This window comes from Leptothrix mechoopdaensis (SeqCode) (assembly GCF_053893855.1).
Genome location: NZ_CM132699.1, coordinates 3,778,673 through 3,802,149, shown reverse-complemented (window position 1 = coordinate 3,802,149; position 23,477 = coordinate 3,778,673). Strand labels below are relative to the sequence as shown.

The 23,477-nt window shown below is 69.6% G+C and carries 18 protein-coding genes; 6 read left to right on the top strand and 12 right to left on the bottom strand.

The window, feature by feature from the left end:
- Window positions 1–28: 28 nt before the first annotated feature.
- The 9 genes from ACWA7K_RS16475 to ACWA7K_RS16435 form a co-directional block, all read right to left on the bottom strand.
- Window positions 29–2,476: an N-6 DNA methylase gene (locus tag ACWA7K_RS16475; RefSeq protein ID WP_456162486.1), complete on the bottom strand. Its 2,448-nt coding sequence runs from the start codon at window positions 2,474–2,476 to the stop codon at window positions 29–31.
- Between the two features lie 191 nt (window positions 2,477–2,667).
- Window positions 2,668–3,627, bottom strand: coding sequence for a M48 family metallopeptidase (locus tag ACWA7K_RS16470; protein ID WP_456162485.1), 960 nt, complete (start codon window positions 3,625–3,627; stop codon window positions 2,668–2,670).
- 111 nt (window positions 3,628–3,738) lie between these two features.
- On the bottom strand, window positions 3,739–4,533 hold the full coding sequence (locus ACWA7K_RS16465; protein ID WP_456162484.1) for a lysophospholipid acyltransferase family protein: 795 nt from the start codon (window positions 4,531–4,533) through the stop codon (window positions 3,739–3,741).
- A gap of 9 nt (window positions 4,534–4,542) precedes the next feature.
- Window positions 4,543–5,157: a D-glycero-beta-D-manno-heptose 1,7-bisphosphate 7-phosphatase gene (gene gmhB / locus ACWA7K_RS16460; RefSeq protein WP_456162483.1), complete on the bottom strand. Its 615-nt coding sequence runs from the start codon at window positions 5,155–5,157 to the stop codon at window positions 4,543–4,545.
- An 11-nt stretch (window positions 5,158–5,168) separates the two neighbouring features.
- Window positions 5,169–7,319: a glycine--tRNA ligase subunit beta gene (glyS, locus tag ACWA7K_RS16455; RefSeq protein ID WP_456162482.1), complete on the bottom strand. Its 2,151-nt coding sequence runs from the start codon at window positions 7,317–7,319 to the stop codon at window positions 5,169–5,171.
- A 2-nt stretch (window positions 7,320–7,321) separates the two neighbouring features.
- The gene (gene glyQ / locus ACWA7K_RS16450) at window positions 7,322–8,278 is read right to left on the bottom strand and encodes a glycine--tRNA ligase subunit alpha (RefSeq protein WP_456162481.1); all 957 of its coding nucleotides are present in this window, start codon (window positions 8,276–8,278) and stop codon (window positions 7,322–7,324) included.
- A 138-nt stretch (window positions 8,279–8,416) separates the two neighbouring features.
- Window positions 8,417–9,433 (bottom strand): hypothetical protein, encoded by a 1,017-nt coding sequence (locus ACWA7K_RS16445; protein ID WP_456162480.1) that lies wholly within the window; start codon window positions 9,431–9,433, stop codon window positions 8,417–8,419.
- Between the two features lie 50 nt (window positions 9,434–9,483).
- Window positions 9,484–10,257, bottom strand: coding sequence for a nucleotidyltransferase family protein (locus ACWA7K_RS16440; protein WP_456162479.1), 774 nt, complete (start codon window positions 10,255–10,257; stop codon window positions 9,484–9,486).
- A 32-nt stretch (window positions 10,258–10,289) separates the two neighbouring features.
- Complete coding sequence (locus ACWA7K_RS16435) at window positions 10,290–10,865, bottom strand: hemerythrin domain-containing protein (protein ID WP_456162478.1); 576 nt, start codon at window positions 10,863–10,865, stop codon at window positions 10,290–10,292.
- A 226-nt stretch (window positions 10,866–11,091) separates the two neighbouring features.
- On the opposite strand from ACWA7K_RS16435, the gene tkt reads away from it, so the two are divergent.
- Both tkt and gap read left to right on the top strand, forming a co-directional pair.
- A complete protein-coding gene (gene tkt / locus ACWA7K_RS16430) occupies window positions 11,092–13,137 on the top strand; it encodes a transketolase (protein WP_456162477.1) in 2,046 nt (681 codons plus the stop codon).
- Between the two features lie 107 nt (window positions 13,138–13,244).
- Window positions 13,245–14,243 (top strand): type I glyceraldehyde-3-phosphate dehydrogenase, encoded by a 999-nt coding sequence (gene gap, locus ACWA7K_RS16425; protein WP_456162476.1) that lies wholly within the window; start codon window positions 13,245–13,247, stop codon window positions 14,241–14,243.
- 40 nt (window positions 14,244–14,283) lie between these two features.
- Here the strand turns inward: gap and ACWA7K_RS16420 are convergent, their stop codons facing one another.
- Genes ACWA7K_RS16420 through ACWA7K_RS16410 form a run of 3 tightly spaced genes read right to left on the bottom strand, consistent with a single transcriptional unit; the run spans window position 14,284 to window position 16,318 of the window.
- Window positions 14,284–14,937: a hypothetical protein gene (locus tag ACWA7K_RS16420; protein ID WP_456162475.1), complete on the bottom strand. Its 654-nt coding sequence runs from the start codon at window positions 14,935–14,937 to the stop codon at window positions 14,284–14,286.
- The gene (locus tag ACWA7K_RS16415) at window positions 14,934–15,803 is read right to left on the bottom strand and encodes a biotin--[acetyl-CoA-carboxylase] ligase (RefSeq protein ID WP_456162474.1); all 870 of its coding nucleotides are present in this window, start codon (window positions 15,801–15,803) and stop codon (window positions 14,934–14,936) included. Before ACWA7K_RS16415 ends, ACWA7K_RS16420 begins: the two co-directional genes overlap by 4 nt.
- Window positions 15,804–15,811: 8 nt before the next feature.
- Window positions 15,812–16,318 carry an SET domain-containing protein gene (locus ACWA7K_RS16410; protein WP_456162473.1) on the bottom strand — a complete coding sequence of 169 codons (507 nt, stop codon included), beginning with the start codon at window positions 16,316–16,318 and terminating at the stop codon, window positions 15,812–15,814.
- 134 nt (window positions 16,319–16,452) lie between these two features.
- On the opposite strand from ACWA7K_RS16410, the gene ACWA7K_RS16405 reads away from it, so the two are divergent.
- The 4 genes from ACWA7K_RS16405 (at window position 16,453) to ACWA7K_RS16390 (ending at window position 23,302) form a co-directional block, all read left to right on the top strand.
- Entirely contained in the window at window positions 16,453–19,095 is a 2,643-nt protein-coding gene (locus ACWA7K_RS16405; protein WP_456162472.1) for a DNA topoisomerase III, read from the top strand.
- A 135-nt stretch (window positions 19,096–19,230) separates the two neighbouring features.
- Window positions 19,231–20,382: an HD-GYP domain-containing protein gene (locus ACWA7K_RS16400; RefSeq protein WP_456162471.1), complete on the top strand. Its 1,152-nt coding sequence runs from the start codon at window positions 19,231–19,233 to the stop codon at window positions 20,380–20,382.
- 35 nt (window positions 20,383–20,417) lie between these two features.
- Window positions 20,418–21,401, top strand: coding sequence for an AEC family transporter (locus tag ACWA7K_RS16395; protein WP_456162470.1), 984 nt, complete (start codon window positions 20,418–20,420; stop codon window positions 21,399–21,401).
- Window positions 21,402–21,610: 209 nt separating this feature from the next.
- Window positions 21,611–23,302 carry an MFS transporter gene (locus ACWA7K_RS16390; RefSeq protein ID WP_456162469.1) on the top strand — a complete coding sequence of 564 codons (1,692 nt, stop codon included), beginning with the start codon at window positions 21,611–21,613 and terminating at the stop codon, window positions 23,300–23,302.
- Window positions 23,303–23,477: the final 175 nt, after the last annotated feature.

Below are 23,477 nucleotides of genomic sequence, written 5' to 3'. Positions count from 1 at the left end.
GGAAGTATTGCCTTCACGGCTGTCGAGCCTATTCCCATACAAACCCCATCCTCGCCAAATGCCCCGCCACCCGGGCCTCCAGGTCGTCCGCCTGTTGCGCCAGTTCCGGCATTGTTTGGCCGTAGCGGTCGGCCAGTTCCTTCACCCGCCCGGTCAGCGCCTGGCTCACGCGGTCCAGTTCGCCGTGCACGGCCGCACCCAATGCGGCCATCCATTTGTGGTCCACGACCAGCGCCTTCACCTCGTCGGGAGTCAGCGTGGCGTAGCGGGCCAGGGCCTGGGTGTCGAGTTCGGCGTCCAGGGTCTTGATGCGCTTCTTCAGGCTGCTGGCCCGCTCTGACAAGGCCAGCCACTGCTTCAACACGGCCAGTTCATCGGCCGAATCTGCGTCGGCGGCAGCATCGCCCCCGATCTCCTTGATGCGGGACTTCACTTCCTTGTCGTTGATCTTGTCGAAGCCGCCGAACACGGCGTCGTCTCCGCCGTGTTCTTCCTCCAGCTCGGTCTGCGTCGCCAGCGTGCCTTCCAGCTCGGCGGACAGGCGGTCCAGCTCGGCCTGGTCGGCGGCAAAGTGGTGCTGCACCAGCAGGGACTTGGGCACCAGGTCGCAGGCCCAGCCCTTTTCGACCGTCTTGCCCGAAGAGCCGTCCTTGTTCTTCCTGGTCTCCAGCACGCGGTAGGGCGTGGCCTTCCAGCCGTCTTCGGCGATCAGGTAGGCGTCGTCCTGCAGGGTCTGGGCCCAGTAGTCCATCAGGTGCTGGTAGACGGCATAGGGGTCGATCAGCCTGGCGGCCCCGCCCGCAGCGGTCGGCTGGTGCTCGTAGTGGTCCAGCAGACCTTCGGCACCCCGGATCAGGTCCTTCGGATGGAACCCGCCCTTGTCCAGCGACTTGAGCCGCGCCGCCGCTGGCGCGCGCCATTGGTCGAAGTGCGCGTTCATGGCGGCCATGTAGGCCTGGAACTCCGGGTGCTGGTGAATGGTGGACTTGATGGCGGCCGGTGCCACGGCCAGGTCCAGGTAGCCGGGCCGCCGGGGCTTGAAGAGGGCGGCGCGCAGCTGCGGGCAGACGGCCCAGTAGCGGCCGAGCGCCTGCACGTCGGCCTCGGGGATGCCGCCGTTGAGGTGGGCATCGATGTCCTGCTGGTCTTCCGGCGTGCTGCTGTCGATGTAGCGCGGCAGGTTGAGGTTGAAGTCGTTCTTCTCGATCTCATCGAACCCCACCATGCGGGCGTAACGCGGATCGCTGCCGTCCAGCGTGGTGAAGGCGTCGACGATGCGGTGGATGTCGCGCTCGCGCAGCCGGTTCTTGGGGCCGTCCTTCATGTAGCCCTGGGCGGCGTCGATCATGAAGATGCCCTTGCGCGCAGCCGCACCGGCCTTGTCGATGACGAGGATGCAGGCCGGGATGCCGGTGCCGTAGAACAGGTTGGCCGGCAGGCCGATGATGGCCAGGATGAGGCCGCGCCGCACCAGGCTCTTGCGGATCTCGGCCTCGGCATGGCCGCGGAACAGCACGCCGTGCGGCAGGATGCAGGCGGCCCGGCCGGTGCTCTTGAGCGAGCGGATGATGTGCAGCAGATAGGCGTAGTCGCCCTGCTTGTCGGGCGGCGTGCCGAAGCCGTCGAAGCGGCCGTAGGCGTCGCCCACCAGGCCGTTGCTCCAGCGCTTGTCGGAGAACGGCGGGTTGGCCACCACGTAGTCGAAGGTCTTGAGCTGGCCGCCGTCCAGGAACTTGGGGTCGGCCAGCGTGTTGCCCTGCTCGATCACCGCGCCGGGGTTGTGGTGCAGGATCATGTTCATGCGGGCCAGGCCGCTCGTGACCTCTTCCTTCTCCTGGCCGTAGACGCTGACCGGCGTGGGCGCGGCCTCGGCCACCTTCAGCAGCAGCGAGCCCGAGCCGCAGGTCGGGTCGTACACGGTGGTGTCGGGGCTGGTTCTGGCTTTGGCGATGCCCAGCACCTGGGCCATCACGCGGCTGACCTCGGCCGGCGTGTAGAACTGGCCCTTGCTCTTGCCACTCTCGGTGGCGAAGTGGCGCATCAGGTACTCGTAGGCGTCGCCCAGGATGTCGTCGCCATCGGCGCGGTGCTTCGAGAAGTCCAGGTCCCGCGATTCGAAGATGCCGATCAGGTTGGTCAGCTTGTCGACCTTCTCCTTGCCCTGGCCGAGCAGTGCGTCGTCGTTGAAGTCGGCCTTGATGCGCAGGCGGTTCGCCTCTTCCAGCGGGCGGACGATGCGCTTGTTGATCTGGTCGCCGATGTCGCTCCTGCCCTTGAGCGCCACCATGTCCGCGAAGCTGGCGCCCGCAGGGATCTGGATGGGCGCGAAGGGCTGGCCGGCGTACTTGTCGCTGACGTACTTGATGAACAACAGGACCAGCACGTAGTCCTTGTACTGGCTGGCGTCCATGCCGCCGCGCAGTTCGTCGCACGATGCCCAGAGCTTGGAATAGAGGTCGGACTTCTTGATCGTCATGTGTCGTGGTCAGGGCGTGCCGGTTGGGATGGCGGCCCGCATCTTCTCAAACGCCTGGGATACCTCGCCAGCCTTGCCCGGGACGTGTGGTGACGTGGGCGAACCACCAGGCCCCGGCACCCGCACGCGGCTGTGGAACAACGCCGAATCGGCGTGGCTGGCGGCGAATCCGCTGTCCTGACGGGAGCCCGTCAGTCAAACACCGGCACCTGCCCATCCTTGAGCTGCCCGCGCCGGCTTTCGTAGTCGGGCATGACCGAGCGGACCACGTCCCAGAAGGCGGCGCTGTGGTTCATCTCGCGCAGGTGGGCGAGTTCGTGGGCGACCACGTAGTCGATGCTGGCGAGGCTGAAGTGGATCAGGCGCCAGTTCAGCCGCACGGTGCCGTCGGCGCTGGCGCTGCCCCAGCGGGTCTGGGCGGAGCTCAGGCGCAAGCGGGTGACGCGCACGCCGAGCTGGGCGGCGTAGTGGCGGCAGCGGGTCTCGAACAGGGCGATGGCCTGGCGTTGCAGCCAGCTTTGCACGGCGTCGCGGATCTGGGTCGCGTCGGCGCTTTGCGGCAGGCCGATGTGCAGCGTGCGCTGCGCCATGCCGTCCAGGCCGGCCTGCGGGCTGGGCGCGGCGATGCCGTCGGCGCAGGCTTGCTGGCTGCGGCCGTCGCGCAGTTCGGCGCCGGCGACGCGGGCGTCCAGCACGATCAGCAGCGGCTCGCCGAGGTAGGGCAGGCTGGTGCCGTCGCGCCAGCTGACGCGGGCGGCGGCGATGCGTTCGATGCGCTCGTGCTGGTCGGCCAGCTTGCGCAGCACCCAGCGGGTCTTGCTCTGCAGCGCGGCGTCGATCTCGGGTTGGCCGACCCAGCGCGGCGCGCTGACGACCAGGCCTTCGGCGCCGATGACGAAACCGATGGTGCGGCGGCGCGCGCGCTTGAGCTCGTAGGAGACGGTCTGGCCGCCGAGCCGGATCTCGCGGTTGCCGCGCGGGTGACGCCACAGGGCCGATTCGCCTTGCGGGGTGTCGGCCACGCGCAGCGACATCGGCGGGCTGGCGGGGGTGACGGGCACGGGCGGCGGGGTGACGGCGGAGGTGCCGGCGGCAGCGTGTGTCGGAAGCAGCTCATCAAGCTCGAACAGCGGCAGTTCAAGCTGGGGCATTGCGGTGTCCGAACGGGCTGCGACGCGCCGGTTTTTCATGGGCGGCAAGTCTAGAACAGGGCTTGCGGCGGGGGCAGTGCCGACGGGTGTCCGGACCGCGCGCAGACGATTTCAGGACGCCTGCTTCGTGCCGGATGTGGCGGAAACCGCAGCTTCCGCCTGACCGGCGTAGGCCTCGGGGTCGAGGCGGCGCATCTCGGCCTCGATCCAGGCCTCGACCTCGGCCATCAGCTCGTCGGCCTGGCGACCCTGCACCGGGATGGGCTTGCCGATCGAGACATCGATCGTGCCGGGCTTGAGCAGGAAGCTCTTGCGCGGCCAGCACTTCGCGGACGTCACCGCGATCGGCACGATCGGCGTGCCGGTGGCGATCGCCAGCCGCGACGCGCCGGTCTTGTAGCTGCCCTGGCCACCGCGCGGCGTGCGCGTGCCTTCGGGGAACATGATCACCCAGTTGCCCTGCGCCATCAGCCGCTGGCCCTGTTCCTGGACCTTGCGCCAGGCTTCGGCGCGGCGGCTGCGGTCGATGTGGACCATGTCGAGCCGGCCGATGGCCCAGCCGAAGAACGGGATCCACAGCAGCTCGCGCTTGAACACGTAGGCGAGGGGGTGCGGCATGATCGCCGGCATCGCGAAGGTCTCCCAGGTCGACTGGTGCTTCGGGGCCAGCAGCACGGCGGCCTTGCCGTCGCGCGCATCGGGCACGTTCTCGAGGCCCTGGACGCGGTACCGGACGCCGCAGATCCACGTCGCGGCCTTGATCGACAGGCTGAGCCAGCCGACGCAGAACCAGTAGAGCTTCGTGCGTGGCAGCACCGGCGACAGGATCACCGCGAGCAGCGCCCACGGGATCACGGTGACGGTCAGCCAGGCGAGGTAGAGCGCGGAGCGCAGCAGGTTCAGCATGTCGGGGATCTAGTTGGAAGCAGGACGCCTGGCGTCCTGGATGCGCTTGCGCTCGGCGCCCAGCAGCTGTTCGGCGAAGGCCGGCAGGTCGTCGTGCACGCCGACCGTGCCGCCGACCTGCGCCAGCAGCGCGGCCAGGCCGGCGTCGTCGAGCCCGGCCGAGCGGCCGGTGCGCACGAGGTGGGTGCGGCAGCCGGCGGCCTGCGCGGCCTGCAGGTGGCGGATGTTGTCGCCGACCGCGTAGACCTCGTCGAGGTCGACGCCCATGCGCTCGGCGATGTCCTCGAACAGGCCGGGCAACGGCTTGCGGCAGCGGCACTGGTCTTCCGGCGCGTGCGGGCAGAAGAACACCGCGTCGATGCGGCCGCCGAGCTGCGCGAGCTTCGCGTTCATGACCTGGTGGACCGCGTTCATCGACGACATGTCCAGCAGGCCGCGGCCCAGTCCGGACTGGTTGGTGGCGATCACCACGTGCCAGCCAGCCTGGTTGAGACGGGCGACGGCCTCCAGTGCGCCCGGCAGCGGCGCCCATTCCTCGGGCGTCTTGACGTGGTCGTCGCGCGGCTCGTTGAGCGTGCCGTCGCGGTCGACGATCACCAGTCGGGTGGGGGCGCGTTCGGGCATCGCGTGGCGTCTCAGGAGGCCAGCCGTGACAGGTCGGCGACGCGGTTCATCGCCGCGTGCAGCGAGGCCAGCAGGCCGAGCCGGTTGGTGCGCAGCGCCGGGTCGTCGGCGTTGACCATCACGCCGTCGAAGAAGGCGTCGACCGGCGCGCGCAGCGCGGCCAGGGCCTGCAGGCTGGCGGTGTGCTCGCCCTGCTCGAACAGGCGATCGGCCTGCGGGCCGACCGTCTCCAGCGCGGTGGCGAGCTGCTGCTCGGCGGCTTCCTTCAGCAGCGCATGGTCGACGCGCGCCTCGACCGCCGGGCCCTCGACCTTCTTCAGGATGTTCCCGATGCGCTTGTTGGCGGCGGCCAGCGCGGCGGCCTCGGGCAGCGCGGCGAAGGCACGCACGGCGGCCAGCCGGCGCGGCACGTCGCCCAGGCGGCTGGGGGCCAGCGCCAGCACCGCGTCGACCTCCTGGGCGCTGTAGCCCTGGTCGCGCAGGGAGACCGCCTGGCGGTCGTGCATGAAGCCCAGCAGCGCGGCGCTCGGGTCGGTCACCAGCTCGCCGAACGGCGGCACGGCCGCGGCGATCAGCGCCGGCAGTTCGAGCGGCAGGTTCTTCTCGGTCAGGATGCGGATCACGCCCAGCGCATGGCGGCGAAGCGCGAACGGGTCCTTGTCGCCGGTGGGCAGCTGGCCGATGCCGAACAGGCCGACCAGGGTCTCCAGCTTGTCGGCCAGCGCCAGCACCGTGCCGGTGTGGTTGCGCGGCAGCGCGTCGCCGGCATAACGCGGCTTGTAGTGGTCCTCGATGGCGATGGCGACACCGTCGCGCAGGCCCTCGTGGCGGGCGTAGTAGGCGCCCATGATCCCCTGCAGCTCGGGGAACTCGCCGACCATGTCGGTCAGCAGGTCGGTCTTGGCCAGGCGGGCGGCCTGCTGGACCTTGCTGTCGAGCACCGCGAACTCGTCCTGCGCCTCGACCGTGTAGGGCACGGTGGCCATGCGCAGCTGGTTGACGATGGCGTGGGCGATGGCGCGCACCCGCTCGGCGCGGTCGCCCTGGGTGCCGAGCTTGCCGTGGTAGACGACCTTGGCGAGGCCCGCCACGCGCGATTCCAGCGTCTTCTTGCGGTCCTGGTCGAAGAAGAACTTGGCGTCGGCCAGGCGCGGGCGCACGACCCGTTCGTTGCCGCCGATCACCGCGCTGGCATCGGCCGGGCGGATGTTGCTGACGATCAGGAACTTGTGGGTCAGCTTGCCGTGGCCGTCCAGCAGCGGGAAGTACTTCTGGTTGGCCTTCATCGTCAGGATCAGGCATTCCTGCGGCACGGCCAGGAACTCGGGCTCGAACTGGCAGGTCAGCACGTTCGGGCGTTCGACCAGCGCGGTGACCTCGTCGAGCAGGGCCTCGTCGTCGATCGGCTTGAGGCCTTCGCGGCCGGCGGCCTCGGTCAGCTGGCGGACGATCTCGGCGCGGCGGGCGTCGAAGTTCGCGATCACGGCGCCCTCGTCGCGCAGCTGGTCGGCGTAGCTGTCGGCATCACGCAGCGTGACGACCGCCTGCGCGGCCTCGAAGCGGTGGCCGGTGGTCGTGCGGCCGGCGTTCAGGCCGAGCGTGCTGACCGGCACCACGTCCGCGCCATGCAGCGCGACGAGGCCGTGGGCCGGGCGCACGAACTGCACGGTCAACCAGCCGTCGGCCAGCTGGTAGCCCATCACCTTCGGGATCGGCAGCTTGGCGAGCGCCTCGTCGAGTGCCTTCTGCAGGCCGTCGGCCAGGCTCACGCCGGGCACGATGCTGTCGAGGAACAGGGCCTCGGCCTTGCCGTCGGGCAGGCGCTTCAGGCTCGGGACGACGCTGGCATCGGCGCCGACGGCGGCCAGCTTCTTGAGCAGCGCGGGCGTGGCGTTGCCAGCGGCATCGAGCGCGACGGCGACCGGCATCAGCTTGGTCTGCTGGGCCTTGTCGGCGGCACGGGCGGCCACGCCGGCGACCTGAACGGCCAGGCGACGCGGCGAGGCATGGGCCGTCACGGCGGCATCGGCACCGGCCAGGCCCTGGGCCTTCAGGCTGGCGGCCAGCGTGCCGGCGAACGACTCGCCCAGCTTCTTCAGCGCCTTGGGCGGCAGTTCCTCGACGAACAGTTCGACGAGCAGGTTCTTCGTGTCGACGGTCATGTTCAGGCGGCCTTCTTGTCGTTGTTCTTCGCGGCGGCGGCCTTGGCGGCCTCGGCATCGAGCTTGGCGACGACCTCGTCGGCCCAGGCCTTCGGGGCCATCGGGAAGCCCAGGCGCTTGCGGCTGTCCAGGTAGCTGGCCGCGACGCTGCGGGCCAGGTTGCGGATGCGGCCGATGTAGGCGGCGCGTTCGGTGACGCTGATGGCGCCGCGCGCGTCCAGCAGGTTGAAGGTGTGGGCGGCCTTCAGCACCTGCTCGTAGGCCGGCAGCGCGAGCTGGCTGGCGATCAGGTGCTGGGCGTTGCCCTCGTGCGCGCCGAAGGCGGTCAGCAGGAACTCGACGTTGCTGTGCTCGAAGTTGTAGGTCGACTGCTCGACCTCGTTCTGGTGGAACACGTCGCCGTACTTGAGGCCGTCCGCATAGACCAGGTCATAGACGTTCTCGACGCCCTGCAGGTACATCGCCAGGCGTTCGAGGCCGTAGGTGATCTCGCCGGTGATGGGCTTGCAGTCGATGCCGCCGACCTGCTGGAAGTAGGTGAACTGGGTCACTTCCATGCCGTTGAGCCAGACCTCCCAGCCCAGGCCCCAGGCGCCCAGCGTCGGGTTCTCCCAGTCGTCCTCGACGAAGCGGATGTCGTTCTTCTTCAGGTCGAAGCCGAGGGCTTCGAGCGAGCCGAGGTAGAGGTCCAGGATGTTGGCCGGCGCGGGCTTCAGCACGACCTGGTACTGGTAGTAGTGCTGCAGGCGGTTCGGGTTGTCGCCGTAGCGGCCGTCCTTCGGGCGGCGGCTGGGCTGGACGTAGGCGGCCTTCCAGGGTTCGGGGCCGAGGGCCCGCAGGAAGGTGGCGGTGTGGCTGGTGCCGGCGCCGACTTCCATGTCGTAGGGTTGCAGCAGGGCGCAGCCCTGGCGGTCCCAGTAGTCTTGCAGGCGCAGGATGATGTGCTGGAAGGTCAGCATGGTGGCGGGCGGGCCGCGACAGCCCGCAAGGTGCAGAGGGCGAAAGCCGCGAATTCTAGGGGTCAGCCCCCAAGGCCCGGCGTGCGAAACGACTGTGTTTGCCCTCCCCCGCGCCACCGTGCGGGGACGGGCGCGGGCTCAACCCATCATCAGCGTGTCCGGGGCCGGCCGCGTCGGGTCGGCCGGGGGCAGGTCGTGCAGGTCGGTGCGACCGGCCGGCGCGTCATCGGTGCGGCCTTGCCGGCTGCGTGCGCGGGCATCGCGCAGCAGCGCGACCTGGCGTTGCAGCGCGGCGCTGCCGTCGGTCAGTGGCGGGGGCGCGTTGACCAGGCCGTGCGACGGCGCGGCCTCGGCGGCGGCCGCCGTCAGGGCGCCCGGCTGGCTGTCCTGCGCGAGCGCCAGACGCCGCGCCACGTGGCGGACCTGCTGGCGCGCCAGACGGCGCCGCTCGGCCTGCTGGCGCTGGTAGGCCTGGTGATGCCGGCGGTCTTCCTGGCGCTGCGCCATCGCCTCGACCTGACGGGCCTTGAGGATCGCGGCCATCGCGCGCAACGCCGGACGGCCGACCAGCAGGTCGGTGGCGGGCAGGCGCACGGCGTGGCCGTTGTGCAGTTCCAGCCCGAGCTGGCCGCTGCCGGTCAGGCGATGCCAGACGCGCCGCAGCGGCTGGTCGCGACGCGGCTTGCGGCGGGCCGGCCATGCGGGGGTCTCGATGCGGTGGACGCGCGCGAGCTGCGCCGTCGGCACGCGCCGGATGCGGCCGCGCCAGCCGCAGCGCCAGGCGATCTGCCAGCGGCTGACGGCCACGAAGGTCCAGCGCTCCAGGTCCCAGGCCAGCGACAGCAGGAACAGCACGCCGGCCGGCAGCGCCCACAGCGGGTCGTGCAGGCCGACCATGCGCAGGCAGATCGCGCAGGCCAGCAGGCCCAGCCACAGCGCGCGGACTTCCGGCGCCGACCAGGTCCAGATCGATTGCTGGTAGCTCGCCAGCCGGTGGCCGTCCGAGACCAGCGGCTCGCGCTTGAGTGCCAGCGCGCGCAGCACCCCGGCGAGGGCCTGTTCGAGCGCCAGCACGGCGCCCAGCGCGATCAGCAGGATGCCCGTGCCGCGCAACAGCGCGGCGGCCTCGGGCCAGGCCAGCAGGACAGGGTTCACGGTGACGCTCCTCGACGACAGGGGGGCCGCCAGGCCGGTCACCCGGTCCATCAGGACGGCTGCAGCGCCTCCCATTGCGCGGGGGTGCCGACGTTCTCCCAGCGCCCTTGATACATCGAGACCGAAATCCGAGCGTCACCGACCCCCCGATGCAGGTGGGGACCGAGGGCCTCGCGGCGGCCCCGGCCGACGTGTGCGCACAACGCCGGGCGCAGCAATGCCAGATTGGCGTAGGTCGCGCCGGGCTGGTCGGGCGTGATCGGCACGGCCAGATGGACGTCCGGCGCGATGTCGGCGCGGACCGGGCCGAGGGCGAAATCGCCGCGCGGGTGGAAGGGCGGGTTGGGCACCATCCACAGGTGGGCGTCCAGGCCGCTGGCGACGAAGCGGTCGGCCAGCGCGGCATCGAAGCGGAAGTCGGGCGACCAGATGTCGGCCGAGACGACCCAGAAGGCCGGCCGGCCGTCCTCGCAGAGCCAGTCCTGCACCTCGGCGATGCCGCCGGCGGTCTCCAGCGCCTGCCCGAAGCGGGCGCCTTCGTGCGAGTAGCGCAGGCCCAGTCCAAGCCGGCTGCCGTCGCCCAGCGCGGCGGGGAACTGGTCTTCCAGCCAGGCGGTGTTGATGACCGCCTCGCGCACGCCGTCACGGGCCAGCGCCAGCAGCTGCCATTCGATCAGCGGCCGGCCGGCCACCGGCAGCAGCGGCTTGGGCGTGTGGTCGGTCAGCGGGCGCATGCGCTCGCCGCGCCCGGCGGCCAGGACGATGGCGCGCAAGGGCGGGTGGGACGGGTGAGACGGTTGGGTCGGGTGGTCGGCCGGGTTCATCCGGCCAGTTTAGGGACCGCCCGCCGGCGTCGTCAGCCCAGCCCGATCGGGGCCGGCGCCCTGTTGACGATGCGCCGGAACAGCGATTCGTAGACGGCATCCGGCGCGTGGCCGGTCAGCGGATCGGCGTTCTCGGCGAAGGCGGCGTCGAGCAGGCGCCAGTCGCCCTCGTCGAGCGTGGCCAGCGCGGCCGGCAGGACCACGTCCTCCTCGGCGCGCATGTGGGCGCGGTAGAAGTCGATGTAGTTGGTCAGCGCGACCTCGAAGGTCTCGCGGCGCGGCTCGCCGAGCATCTCCCAGGCCAGCAGCGCGTGTTCGAGCGAGCGGATCGCGCGTTCGCCGGCGGCGTGGTCGCGGTCGAGCTTGTCGAGCGTGTCGACACACGGCGCGCCGCGTTCGCGCAGGATCGGGAACAGCAGCTGCGTCTCCTTGCGGTGGTGCAGCCGCTCGGGGAATTCGTCGATGTAGAACAGCATCGCCCGCAGCAGCTCGAAGTCGGGTTCGAGGCGGTCGCGGCGGTAGTGCGCCAGCAGCAGCGTCATCGACTGCAGCATGGCGGCGAGCGCCTCGTGTTCGGCGCGGATGATGCGCAGGGCGGCGTGGTTCATGGGGCGGGCTCCGTTGGTCGGGTGCGCCGGGTGTTCGGGATGACCGGCTGCAAGGTCGCCAGCGTCGCAGCCGCCGGGCCTGCGCGACTTGACCTGACTCAAGTGTCGGACGGGTGGCTGCGCCTGTCGGCCGGGCCTGCCGTCGGTGATCGGCGGGCCGGAAACGCTCGGTAAAATCTGCGGTTTCGTCCCAGTTTCAGTCACCCACTTTCCGGACTCCGTGCGCATGGCCGACACCCTCGACACCTCCCCCGCCCAGCTCGCCAATGCCATCCGGGCGCTGGCCATGGATGCCGTCCAGCAGGCCAACTCCGGCCACCCCGGCGCTCCGATGGGCATGGCCGACATCGCCGTCGCGCTGTGGAAGCGTCACCTCAAGCACAACCCGGCCGATCCGATGTGGGTCGACCGTGACCGCTTCGTGCTCAGCAACGGCCACGGCTCGATGCTGATCTACGCGCTGCTGCACCTGAGCGGCTACGAGCTGTCGATCGACGACCTGAAGGCCTTCCGCCAGATGCACAGCAAGACGCCGGGCCACCCGGAAGTCGGCATCACCCCGGGCGTGGAGACCACCACCGGCCCGCTCGGCCAGGGCATCACCAACGCGGTCGGCATGGCGCTGGCCGAGAAGCTGCTGGCGGCCGAGTTCAACCGCGACGGCCATGCCGTCGTCGACCACCGGACCTACGCCTTCCTGGGCGACGGCTGCCTGATGGAAGGCATCAGCCACGAGGCCTGCGCGCTGGCCGGTGCCTGGAAGCTCAACAAGCTGATCGCGCTGTACGACGACAACGGCATCTCGATCGACGGCCAGGTCGCCCCCTGGTTCATCGACGACACGCCGGCCCGCTTCAAGGCCTATGGCTGGAACGTGATCGGCCCGGTCGACGGCCATGACGTCGACGCCGTCGACGCCGCCATCGCGCAGGCGAAGACCAGCGCCGACAAGCCCACGCTGATCGTCTGCAAGACCAGCATCGGCAAGGGCTCGCCCAACCGCGCCGGCACTGCCAAGGCGCACGGCGAGGCGCTCGGCGCCGAGGAGATCGCGCTGACCCGCGCGGCGATCGGCTGGCCGCACGCGCCGTTCGAGATCCCCGCCGACATCGCCGCCGCCTGGGACTGCCGCGCCGCCGGTGCCGCCGCCCAGTCCGACTGGGAAGACCGCTACTCGCTGTACGTGCGCGACTACCCCGCGCTGGCGGTCGACTTCGAGCGCCGCATGGCCGGTGACCTGCCCGACAACTTCGCCGAGATCGCCGTCGCCGCCGTGGCCGCCGCGCACGAGAAGGCCGAGACCGTCGCGACCCGCAAGGCCAGCCAGATCGCGCTGGAGCACTTCACCGCCGCGCTGCCCGAGCTGCTCGGCGGCAGCGCCGACCTGACCGGCTCGAACCTCACCAACACCAAGAGCACGCCCGCCCTGCGCGTGGCCGCCGATGGCAGCGTGGTGCTCAACGAGGCCGGCCAGATCGGCCGCCACATCAACTACGGCGTGCGCGAGTTCGGCATGGCCGCGATCATGAACGGCGTCGCGCTGCACGGTGGCTTCATCCCCTACGGCGGCACCTTCCTGACCTTCAGCGACTACAGCCGCAACGCCATCCGCATGGCCGCGCTGATGAAGCAGCGTGTCATCCACGTCTTCACGCACGACTCGATCGGCCTGGGCGAGGACGGCCCGACCCACCAGTCGGTCGAACACGCCGCCGTGCTGCGCCTGATCCCGGGCCTGGACGTCTGGCGTCCGGCCGACACCGCCGAGACGGCGGTCGCCTGGACCATGGCGCTGGCCAACAAGCACCGCCCGAGCGCGCTGCTGCTGAGCCGCCAGAACCTGCCGTATGCGCCGAAGACCGATGCCGACGTCATCACCAAGGGCGCCTACATCCTGGCCGAGCCCGCCGAGGTCGGCCTGAAGAAGAAGCCCGTGGCCGTGCTCGTGGCCACCGGCTCGGAGGTCCAGCTCGCGCTGCACGCGCAGGCCGAGCTGGCCAAGATGAAGATTCCGGTCCGCGTGGTGTCGATGCCCAGCACCACCGTGTTCGACCGCCAGGACCCGAAGTACCAGAAGGAAGTGCTGCCCGCGAAGCTGCCCCGCATTGCCATCGAGGCCGGTGTCACCGGCTTCTGGTGGAAGTACGGCTGCGCTGCGGTGATCGGCCTCGACACCTATGGCGAGTCGGCTCCGGCCGGCGTGCTGTTCAAGCATTTCGGCTTCACCGCGGACAACGTCGTCGCCACCGTGCGCACGGTGCTGGGCCGCTGAGCGGAGTTCGTACTCGCGCCGTAACCGTCGTCGCGCCACACTAGACATCCCCTGTCCAGCCCCGCGCGGCACGGTCCCCCCGTTCCAGTCACCTCCAGGAGTCAGACATGACCATCAAGATCGGTATCAATGGATTCGGCCGCATCGGCCGCATGGTGTTCCGCGCCGCGGTGCAGAACTTCAAGGACGTCGAGATCGTCGGCATCAACGACCTGCTCGAACCCGACTACCTGGCCTACATGCTGACCTACGACAGCGTGCACGGCCGCTTCAAGGGCGAGGTCTCGGTCGACGGCAACACGCTGATCGTCAACGGCAAGCGCATCCGCCTGACCGCCGTGAAGAACCCCGCCGAGCTGAAGTGGGACGAGGTCGGCGCCGATGTCGTCGTCGAGTCGACCGGCCTGTTCCTGACCAAGGAAACCGCCGAAGCCCACCTGAAGGCCGGCGCCAAGAAGGTCATCATGAGCGCGCCGTCCAAGGACGACACGCCGATGTTCGTCTACGGCGTCAACGACAAGACCTACGCCGGTCAGGCCATCATCTCCAACGCGTCGTGCACCACCAACTGCCTGGCACCGGTCGCCAAGGTGCTGAACGACAAGTGGGGCATCAAGCGTGGCCTGATGACCACCGTGCACGCCGCCACCGCGACGCAGAAGACCGTCGACGGCCCGTCGAACAAGGACTGGCGCGGCGGCCGCGGCATCCTCGAGAACATCATCCCGTCGAGCACCGGTGCCGCCAAGGCCGTGGGCGTGGTGATCCCCGAGCTGAACAAGAAGCTGACCGGCATGGCCTTCCGCGTGCCGACCTCCGACGTGTCGGTGGTCGACCTGACCGTCGAGCTCAACAGCGAGGCCAGCTACGCCGAGATCTGCGCCGAGATGAAGGCCCAGAGCCAGGGCGCGCTCAAGGGCGTGCTGGGCTACACCGAGGACAAGGTCGTCGCGACCGACTTCCGCGGCGAGGTCTGCACCTCGGTGTTCGACGCCGAAGCCGGCATCGCGCTGGACAAGACCTTCGTGAAGGTCGTGTCCTGGTACGACAACGAGTGGGGCTACTCGAACAAGGTGCTCGAGATGGTGCGCGTCGTCGCCGCCTGATGCCGCCACCGGCACATCCCCGCGATGGGGATGTGTCGCCTCACCGAGGGCAGGCGTGCAGCGCCCGACCCTTGACCAGCTCGCCGAGCGCAGCAGCCTTCTGCTGCAGCTCGGCGTCTGCTTTCTGGATCCGCAAAACGTGCGAGGTCGTCGGCGGTTCCAGCCGGACCACACGGGCCTGGCGCACCTTCTGCGACTGCAGGCGGTCGCGCGCCGCGTTGGCATCGGCCTCGCTGGCATAACGACCGAACAGGAAGCCGGGCTCGTAGTCGGGCAGGCCGCGCACTTCCTCGAACGCGACCTCGTGCTTGCGCAGGTCGTCGGCCCGCTTCTCCATCGTCACGCGCGACGCGTAACGCCCCATGTAGACCATCCAGCTGCCCGGGCGCTCGCGGCTGATCTGCGACCAGCCGCCCTCGGGCATCAGCTGGCGCAGCGCGGCCTCGGCCTGCGGCAGTTCGCTGGCGGCCAGCGGGCCGATCTCCAGGCAGACCGGCGGCGGGATGCGGCGGGCCAGCGCGGCCGGCGACAGCACCTGCAGGGCCTCCGGCGCGACCTGGGCTTCCAGGCGCTGCGGCTCGCGTTCGTGCGCACCGGCAGCCGTTCCCAGCAGGCCGTCGAGCCAGCCGGCCTGATGCGCGGCCAGGCCCGCGTTGGCCAGCAGCAGCAGCACGAACAGGCGGCGCAGCATCATCGTGTGCCCCCGGTGGCGGCGGCGTTTCCGTCGTCGGCATTGGCCTGTCGGGGCGCCTGCGGGCGCACGCTGACCTCGCCGCTGTGGACCGTCTCGACCGTGCCGTCGCCACGCCCGATGCGCAGCGAGCCGTCGGCCGCGATGCCTTGCGCGACGCCCTGCAGCGCGCCGGCCTGCACCGCCCGGCCGGCCAGCACGTCGCGCGCCGACCAGGCCGCCAGCAGCGGCGCCAGGCCGTCGCGTTCGTAGGCCTGCAGCGCCCGCCAGAGCGGCCGTGCGATGCGGTGCAGCGCGGCCGGTGCGTCGATCCCCGGGATCAGCTCGGCCAGCCCGGCATAGCCGCTGCCGTAGACCGGCGCCGCGCCCGACGCATCGGCCTGCGGCGGCAGCGCGGCGATGTTCAGGCCGATGCCGATGACGACCGACCGGGCCGCGCCGGCAGGCTCACCCGCCGAGCCACTGACCGTCTCGATCAGGATGCCGCCGAGCTTGCGGTCCTCGTCGCGCAGCCACAGGTCGTTGGGCCACTTCAGGCCGATGCGCGGATGCAGCGCCTCGGCCAGTGCCAGCCCGACCGCGAGCGACAGGCCGGACCAGTCCTTCGGCGCCATCGTCAGGCCGACCGACACGGTCAGCGACGCGCCGTGCGCCGCGCTCCAGGGCCGGCCCAGACGGCCACGTCCGGCCACCTGCCGTTCGGCCACCAGCATCGCCGGGCCGTGGTCGCCATGGCGGATGCGGTCCAGCAGCGCGGTGTTGGTCGAGCCGACCACGGGCAGAACCTCAATGGACAGCCCCGGCACCTCGGCCTGCAGCGCAAGCCACAGGTCCTCGGCGCGCCAGTTCAGGGTCGGGCTCGCGGACATCCCCGTGTTCATCGGCCGCCGCGCTTGGGCGCGAGCATCGTGCCGCGGCAGGTCTTCGCGCCGCACCAGCAGGCGTATTCCTTCTTCAGCTTGGGCGTGTAGCGCTCGTCGATCACCAGGCGGTAGTCGAAGAACAGCTCCTCGCCGGGAGCGATCTCGCGCAGCGCCTTGATGAAGATGCGGCCGTTGTCTTCCTCGGCCTCGCAGTTGGGCTCGCAGGCGTGGTTGATCCAGCGTGCCGCATTGCCATTGACGGCGCCGTCGATGACGTGTTCCTCGTCGACGTGGAAGTAGAAGGTGTGATTGGGCTGGCTCGGGTCGTGCGGATGACGGCGCAGCGCTTCGGGCCAGTCGATCACCTCGCCCTTGTATTCGATCAGCGTCTCGCCCTCGGCCAGCGGCTTGAGCGCGAACACGCCCTTGCCGTGGACCCCCGAACGCCGGACCTGGATGCGCCGGGTGTCCTGGCTCACGACCGGGGCGGGGGCGGCAGGGCGGGCTCGGCGCGTGGGCATGTGGGTTTCGGAATTGGTTAGATTGAGGGTGTGGGTGCGCGCGTGCACATGCGTACATGTGTGTGCGTGCGCGCGAGAGAGCCGGATTGTATGGAGCGCCCCGGGCACTGCCGGGGCCGACAAGGTCACAAGACATGAGCAAAGCACTGGTCATCGCCGAGAAGCCGTCGGTCGCGCAGGACATCGTCCGCGCGCTGACGTCGACCTCGGGCAAGTTCGAAAAATTCGCCGAGCACTTCGAGAGCGACGACTACGTCGTCACCTCGGCGGTCGGTCACCTGGTGGAGATCAAGGCGCCCGAGGCCTATGACGTCAAGCGCGGCAAGTGGAGCTTCGCCAACCTGCCGGTGCTGCCGCCCCACTTCGATCTGGAGCCGATCGACAAGAGCAAGGGCCGCCTCAGCGCGGTCGTCAAGCTGATCAAGCGCAAGGACGTGACCCGCCTGATCAACGCCTGTGACGCGGGGCGCGAGGGCGAGCTGATCTTCCGGCTGATCGAGCAGTACGCGCTCGGCGCGAAGGCCGGCAGCAAGCCGGTGCAGCGGCTGTGGCTGCAGAGCATGACGCCGCAGGCGATCCGCGACGGCTTCGCCAAGCTGCGCGGCGATGCCGAGATGCAGGGCCTGGCGCAGGCCGCACGCAGCCGCAGCGAGGCCGACTGGCTGGTCGGCATCAACGGCACCCGCGCGATGACCGCGTTCAACTCGCGCGACGGCGGCTTCTTCCTGACCACCGTCGGCCGGGTCCAGACGCCCACGCTGTCGATCGTGGTCGAACGCGAGGAGAAGATCCGCAAGCACGTCTCGCGTCCCTATTGGGAAGTCCGGGCCGACTTCGGCGCCGCCGCCGGCCTCTACGAAGGCAAGTGGTTCGACCCGAAGTTCAAGAAGGACGATGACGCCGAACGTCGCGCCGACCGGCTGTGGAACGCGGCCGATGCCGAGGCCATCGCCGCGGCGGTGCGCGGCCAGCACGGCCGGGTCCGCGAGGAGGCCAAGCCCAGCAACCAGGCCAGCCCGCTGCTGTATGACCTGACGACGCTGCAGCGCGAGGCCAACTCGCGTTTCGGCTTCTCGGCCAAGACCACGCTGTCGATCGCGCAGGCGCTGTACGAGAAGCACAAGGTCCTGACCTACCCCCGGACCGACGCGCGCGCGCTGCCCGAGGACTACCTGCCGGTGGCGAAACAGACGCTGGGCATGATTGCCGACGAGGACCTGCCCGGCCCGCTGCGCGAGCTGGCCCAGCATGCCCGCAAGGCGCTCAACGACGGCTACGTCAAGCCGAGCAAGCGGATCTTCGACAACACCAAGATCTCGGACCACTTCGCCATCATCCCGACGCTGCAGGCACCGCGTGCGCTGACCGAGATCGAGGCCAAGCTCTACGACATGGTGGTCAAGCGCTTCATCGCGGTGTTCTACCCGTCGGCCGAGTTCATGGTCACGACCCGGATCACCGAGGTGTCCGCAGGCAACGGCCTGCCGGCCGATCTGGCCAAGGCGGTGGGCGGCACGCTGAGCTTCCAGACCAACGGCAAGGTGCTGGTCAACCCGGGCTGGCTGGCCGTCTACGGCAAGGAAGCGCAGGACGAGGACGCCAACCTCGTGCCGGTGCAGCCCGACGAGCGCGTGTCGGCCGAGGAACTGCGCATCGCCGCGCTAAAGACCCGTCCGCCGGCCCGCTACAACGAGGCCACGCTGCTGAGCGCGATGGAAGGCGCCGGCAAGCTGATCGACGACGAGGAGCTGAAGGCCGCGATGCAGGAGAAGGGCCTGGGCACGCCGGCCACGCGCGCGCAGGTCATCGAAGGGCTGATCCTCGAGAAGTACATGTACCGCGACGGCCGCGACCTCGTGCCGACCGCCAAGGCCTTCCAGCTGATGACGCTGCTGCGCGGCCTGGCCGTCGAGGACCTGACCAAGCCCGAGCTGACCGGCCAGTGGGAGCACCAGCTCGCGCAGATGGAGAAGGGCAAGCTCAGCCGCGACGAGTTCATGGCCGGCATTGCCGACATGGCCCAGCGCATCGTGCGCAAGGCCAAGGAATACGACCGCGACACGATCCCCGGCGACTACGCGACCTTGTCCGCGCCCTGCCCGAACTGCGGCGGCACCGTGAAAGAGAACTACCGCCGCTTTGCGTGTGTCGGCAAGACAGCCGAGGCCACCGACGTGGCCGAAGGCGCCGGCTGCGGCTTCTCGATCACCAAGATCCCCGCCGGCCGCAGCTTCGAGCTGCACGAGGCCGACGCCTTCCTGCGCGACCACCGCATCGGCCCGCTGGAGGGCTTCCGCTCCAAGGCCGGCTGGCCCTTCACCGCCGAGCTGAAGCTGGTGCGCGACGACGAGATCCACAACTGGAAGCTCGAGTTCGACTTCGGCGAGGACGAGAAGAAGGCCCAGGAGGACGGCGAGCCGGTCGACTTCAGCGGCGCCGAGAGCCTGGGCGCCTGCCCGAAGTGCGCCGGCCATGTCTACGAACATGGCACCAACTACGTCTGCGAGCACGCGGTCGGTGCGCACCAGACCTGCGACTTCAAGACCGGCGCGATCATCCTGCAGCAGCCGGTCACGCACGAGCAGGTGCGCAAGCTGCTGGCCGGCGGGAAGACCGACCTGCTCGACGGCTTCGTCTCCAACAAGACGCGGCGCAAGTTCAAGGCCTTCTTGAGCTATGACAAGAAGGAAGGCAAGGTTGTCTTCGAGTTCGAGCCGCGTGCCGCGCGGGTGCCGGCCAAGAAGGCGGCCCGGACTGCGAAAAGCGATCCGGCCTGAGCCATCCGCGCCACACCGATCGTCTGGAAGGCCCGCTGCAGCGGGCCTTTTTCATGGTTCGGCCTGAAAGCGCGCGAGTAAAGTTGCGCGCTGTCCTCGGTCTGACGGCGATCCGCCGCACCGCTGGACCAGCCCATGACACAGCCTGATGCACTGCACCTGCTCGAAGTGGGGGCGCGCAGTCATGACAGCCTCACCGAACGCCTGGCCAGCCTGCACGCCCAGGTCCGGCGGGCCGTGCCGGCGGTCGACCGCATCGCCTGCGCGCTCTACGAGGCCGATGGCGACGAGCTGGTCACCTTCGTCCACAGCACGGTGTCGGCACAACCGTTGCGGGCCTACCGCTTCCGGCTCGCCGACAGCCAGCCGCTGAGCGAGCTGGTGGCCCGGCGCGGCGAACGGGTCATCGACGACATCGGCGTCGACCTGCAAGGCGCCAGCCACGAACATGCCCACACGCGCTGGCTGGTCGAACAGGGCTATCGCAGCTCCTACACGATCCCGCTGTTCGAGCATGACCGCCTGCTCGGCCTGCTGTTCTTCGACGCCCTGACGCCCGGCGCCTTCAGCGCGCTGGTGTGCGAACGGCTGCGCCCCTATGCCAACCTGGTCGCGCTGCTGCTGAGCCAGGAGCTGACCACCATGCGCATGCTGGTCGGCTCGATCAAGCTGGCGCAGGCCTTCGCCAACCTGCGCGACATCGAGACCGGCAGCCACCTGAGCCGCATCTCGGCCTACGCCCGCCTGATGGCGCGCCGGCTGGCGGCCGAACGTGGCTGGGACGACGAGTTCATCGAACACGTCTTCCTGTTCTCGCCGCTGCACGACATCGGCAAGGTCGGCGTGCCCGACGAGATCCTGCTCAAGCCCGGCCGGCTCGAACCGCACGAATGGGCCGAGATGACCACCCACGTCACCAAGGGCGAACAGATCGTCGAGGAGATGGTCAGCACCTTCGGCCTGGAGCACCTGCCGGGCGTGCAGGTGCTGCGCCAGATCGTCGCGGCGCATCACGAATGCCTCGATGGCAGCGGCTATCCGCGCGGTCTCAAGGGCGACGAGGTGCCGGCTGCGGCCCGCCTCGTCGCGGTCGCCGACATCTACGACGCGCTGCGCAGCGAGCGGCCCTACAAGCCGGCCTGGCCGGTCGAGACCACGCTGGCCGAGCTGCGCCGGCTGGCCAGCCGCGGCCGGCTCGATGCCGGCATCGTCGAGGCCCTGATGGCCGAGGTCGACACCTTCGAGGCGCTGCGCCTGCGCTTCCACGATCCCGACCCGCTGGGCTGAGACGGACGCAGGCCGTCAGCCGCGACACTGCGGCCATGACCTGGGACCTTGCCTTCAAGCTGCTGGCGCTCTTCGCGATGATCGCGATCGGCTGGATCGCCACCCGTCGCGGCCTGCTCGGCGGTGCCGAGGGCCAGCGTGCGCTGGCCGGTGCCGCCTTCGGGATCTTCCTGCCCGCGCTGCTGTTCCGGACCATGGCGGTGCTGGACCTGTCGCACCTGCCCGGCCCGCTGCTGCTGGCCTTCTTCGGCCCGCTGTCGCTGTGGGCGCTGGCGGTCTGGTGGTGGGAACGCCGGCGCGCGGCGGCGCATGACGTCGCCGATGCCCATCCGGCCGATCCGGCGGTGCGCTCGGTCGGGCTGACCTTCGGCAACTCGGTCCAGGTCGGCCTGCCGTTCGCGGCGGCGCTGTTCGGCGAGGCCGGCCTGCAGCTGCACCTGGCCATCGTCGCGCTGCATGCGCTGGGCATCCTGAGCCTGATCACCGTGCTGGCCGAGGTGGACCTGGCGCGCGCCGCCGCCCGCCAGGGCCAGGGCGCCGCGCTGCTGCCGATGCTGGCGGGCATCCTGCGCCAGAGCCTGCTGCACCCGGTCGTGCTGCCGGTGCTGCTGGGCATGGGCTGGCGGCTCGCCGGCCTGACGCTGCACCCGGTTGTCGACAACATGCTGGTGACGCTCGGGCAGGCCGGCGTGCCGCTGTGCCTGATCCTGATCGGCGCCTCGCTGGCACAGCACGGCCTGGCCACCGACCCCCGGGCGCTGCTGGGCCGGGTGCTGCTCAAGCTGCTGCTGCTGCCGGCGCTGATCGGCGCGGCGGGCTGGTGGATCTTCGGCCTGCGCGGTCTGCCGCTGTCGGTGCTGGTGATGGCCGCCGCGCTGCCGATCGGCAGCAACGCGCTGCTGTTCGCGCAGCGCTACCGCACCCGCGAAGGCGAGGCCAGCGCGGTCATCGTGGTGTCGACCGTGCTGTTCGCTTTCAGCGCACCGCTGTGGCTGGCTGTCCTGGCGTGGCTTTCCTGACGAGGCTCGGGACTGTTCCTAGGTGGGACTAACCCTCGACAGGTGTCGAGATGTCCGTGAAATCTCGCCATGCAAAAAATCACGCGCGGGTTAACCCGTGGGTTGTCAGCTTGTGTTGGAAGGGCGTCAGGACTTGGTCAGTGGCTCCTTTGACAGTCCGCCCCAAGCGCCGCACCCGCAGCGTCTCAAGTTTCTTCCCAGGAGATTTCATGGCCAGCACCACCGCCAATGCACCGGCCGCCGCAACTCCGATGACCGCCGAGGAAAAGAAGGTGATCTTCGCCTCCTCGCTGGGCACGGTGTTCGAGTGGTACGACTTCTATCTGTACGGCTCGCTCGCAGCGATCATCGCCAAGCAGTTCTTCAGCGGCCTGGATCCGTCCGCCGCCTTCATCTTCGCGCTGCTCGCGTTTGCCGCCGGCTTCATCGTGCGTCCGTTCGGCGCGCTGGTGTTCGGTCGTCTGGGCGACATGATCGGCCGCAAGTACACCTTCCTGGTGACGATCCTGATCATGGGTCTGGCCACCTTCATCGTCGGTGTGCTGCCCAACTACGCGTCGATCGGCGTGGCCGCTCCGGTCATCCTGATCAGCCTGCGCATGCTGCAGGGCCTGGCCCTGGGCGGCGAGTACGGTGGTGCCGCGACCTACGTCGCCGAGCACGCGCCGCACGGCCGTCGCGGTGCCTACACCGCCTGGATCCAGACCACCGCGACGCTGGGTCTGTTCCTGTCGCTGATCGTCATCCTGTCGACCCGCACCATCGTCGGCGAGGAAGCCTTCGCCGACTGGGGCTGGCGCGTGCCGTTCATCGTCTCGATCATGCTGCTGGCCATCTCGGTGTGGATCCGCCTGAGCATGAACGAGTCGCCCGCCTTCAAGAAGATGAAGGAAGAGGGCAAGACCTCGAAGGCCCCGCTGTCCGAGTCGTTCGGCCAGTGGAAGAACCTGAAGATCGTGCTGCTGGCCCTGTTCGGCCTGGTCGCCGGTCAGGCCGTGGTCTGGTACACGGGTCAGTTCTACGCGCTGTTCTTCCTGACCAGCGTGCTGAAGGTCGACGGTTCCACCGCCAACCTGCTGGTCGCCGCGTCGCTGATCATCGGCACCCCGTTCTTCGTGGTCTTCGGCACCCTGTCGGACAAGATCGGCCGCAAGCCGATCATCATGGCCGGCCTGCTGCTCGCGATCCTGACCTTCTTCCCGCTGTTCAAGGCGCTGACGGAAGCCGCCAACCCGGACCTGGCCAAGGCGCAAGCCACCGCCCAGATCTCGGTCAAGGCTGACCCGAAGACCTGCTCGTTCCAGGGCAGCCCGATCGCCCGTGAAGTCGACTTCACGAACCCCTGCGACATCGCCAAGCGTGCCCTGGCCCAGAACTCGGCCAGCTACGTGAACGAAGCCGTGGCGCCCGGTACCCCGACGATCGTCAAGATCGGCGACAAGGAACTGGCGGTTCCGACCGGCGTCCTGACCGCCGGCGGTCACAAGTTCGACGACGAGTCGGGCAAGGCCATCGCCGCGTTCAAGAAGGAACTGACGGGTTCGCTGAAGGAAGCCGGCTACCCGGCCAAGGCTGACCCGGCCAAGCTGGACAAGGTCAAGGTCATCCTGATCCTGTCGATCCTGGTGATCTACGTGACGATGGTCTACGGCCCGATCGCCGCCATGCTGGTCGAGATGTTCCCGACCCGCATCCGCTACACCTCGATGAGCCTGCCGTACCACATCGGCAACGGCTGGTTCGGCGGCCTGATGCCCACGATCGCCTTCGCGATGGTGGCCCAGAACGGCAACATGTACTACGGCCTCTGGTACCCCATCACGATCGCTGCCATCACCCTGGTGATCGGTCTGCTGTTCGTGAAGGAAACCAAGGACGTCGACATCTACGCCGGCGACTGATCCCAGTCCCGCGCAGACCGGCCGATGCCACGCGCATCGGTCGGGTCGGCACCCTCTTGACGCCCGGCCCCGTGCCGGGCGTCGTCGTTTGGCGCAGCGCAAGCGGTGCGTCAGTGCCCGACCGCATCATGGCCACCTCGCGGCACAGGATCGGGCCGCACCTTTTCCCCATCTC

Coding starts and splice junctions, on each gene's coding strand:
- ACWA7K_RS16400 (WP_456162471.1), top strand. CDS start 19,231: ATGACACAGCCTGATGCACTGCACCTGCTCGAAGTGGGGGCGCGCAGT.
- ACWA7K_RS16470 (WP_456162485.1), bottom strand. CDS start 3,627: ATGCCCCAGCTTGAACTGCCGCTGTTCGAGCTTGATGAGCTGCTTCCG.
- ACWA7K_RS16390 (WP_456162469.1), top strand. CDS start 21,611: ATGGCCAGCACCACCGCCAATGCACCGGCCGCCGCAACTCCGATGACC.
- ACWA7K_RS16475 (WP_456162486.1), bottom strand. CDS start 2,476: ATGACGATCAAGAAGTCCGACCTCTATTCCAAGCTCTGGGCATCGTGC.
- ACWA7K_RS16435 (WP_456162478.1), bottom strand. CDS start 10,865: ATGAACCACGCCGCCCTGCGCATCATCCGCGCCGAACACGAGGCGCTC.
- gap (WP_456162476.1), top strand. CDS start 13,245: ATGACCATCAAGATCGGTATCAATGGATTCGGCCGCATCGGCCGCATG.
- ACWA7K_RS16440 (WP_456162479.1), bottom strand. CDS start 10,257: ATGAACCCGGCCGACCACCCGACCCAACCGTCTCACCCGTCCCACCCG.
- ACWA7K_RS16410 (WP_456162473.1), bottom strand. CDS start 16,318: ATGCCCACGCGCCGAGCCCGCCCTGCCGCCCCCGCCCCGGTCGTGAGC.
- glyS (WP_456162482.1), bottom strand. CDS start 7,319: ATGACCGTCGACACGAAGAACCTGCTCGTCGAACTGTTCGTCGAGGAA.
- ACWA7K_RS16395 (WP_456162470.1), top strand. CDS start 20,418: ATGACCTGGGACCTTGCCTTCAAGCTGCTGGCGCTCTTCGCGATGATC.
- glyQ (WP_456162481.1), bottom strand. CDS start 8,278: ATGCTGACCTTCCAGCACATCATCCTGCGCCTGCAAGACTACTGGGAC.
- ACWA7K_RS16405 (WP_456162472.1), top strand. CDS start 16,453: ATGAGCAAAGCACTGGTCATCGCCGAGAAGCCGTCGGTCGCGCAGGAC.
- tkt (WP_456162477.1), top strand. CDS start 11,092: ATGGCCGACACCCTCGACACCTCCCCCGCCCAGCTCGCCAATGCCATC.
- gmhB (WP_456162483.1), bottom strand. CDS start 5,157: ATGCCCGAACGCGCCCCCACCCGACTGGTGATCGTCGACCGCGACGGC.
- ACWA7K_RS16420 (WP_456162475.1), bottom strand. CDS start 14,937: ATGATGCTGCGCCGCCTGTTCGTGCTGCTGCTGCTGGCCAACGCGGGC.
- ACWA7K_RS16415 (WP_456162474.1), bottom strand. CDS start 15,803: ATGTCCGCGAGCCCGACCCTGAACTGGCGCGCCGAGGACCTGTGGCTT.
- ACWA7K_RS16465 (WP_456162484.1), bottom strand. CDS start 4,533: ATGCTGAACCTGCTGCGCTCCGCGCTCTACCTCGCCTGGCTGACCGTC.